General features: G+C 57.6%; 1 protein-coding gene. It reads left to right on the forward strand.

Annotated features, from left to right (window positions below; all coding sequences use genetic code 11):
- On the forward strand, positions 1 to 543 hold a 543-nt coding region (locus K0F88_RS32030), incomplete at both ends, for a calcium-binding protein (RefSeq protein WP_306823162.1).

Raw genomic sequence — 543 nt, forward strand, 5'->3', positions numbered from 1 at the left:
TCTGGCCAGCGATATCAATATGCGCAGGGTCGACTCTGATCTGGTGTTCAGGCACAGCAACGGCATTGATCAGGTGACGGTAAAAGATTGGTTTGCCGGAACGACATCCGGTGCGGGGATCGCCGCGTCGAATATCATTGAACGCGTGGAACTTGATGACGGTACAGTTTGGACCTGGGCGGATATCTCTGCGAAGGGCTTGAGCCAGTTGGGCACTACCACTTCAGAGACCCTGGTCGGTTGGTCGGGTAATGACATCATTCACGCTGGGGGTGGTAACGATACCCTTGAAGGAGGAGCCGGCAGCAACCAGCTGTACGGCGATGCCGGCGATGACGTCATCAAGGTTGCCAGCGACTCGACGGGCAATATTTTGGCCGGCGGGACGGGCAACGATACTTTGACCGGCGGCTATGGCGCAGACACCTACCTGTTCAATCTGGGTGATGGGCAGGACACGATCACCGATAACGATCCGACCACCATTGGCAAGGACACGCTGCGCTTTGGCGCGGGGATTCTCGCCAGTGACATCCATGCCCG

Origin of the sequence: Pseudomonas sp. UMAB-40, from assembly GCF_900095275.1 — a bacterium.
In the GTDB taxonomy this organism is placed as follows: Bacteria; Pseudomonadota; Gammaproteobacteria; order Pseudomonadales; family Pseudomonadaceae; genus Aquipseudomonas; species Aquipseudomonas mandelii_B.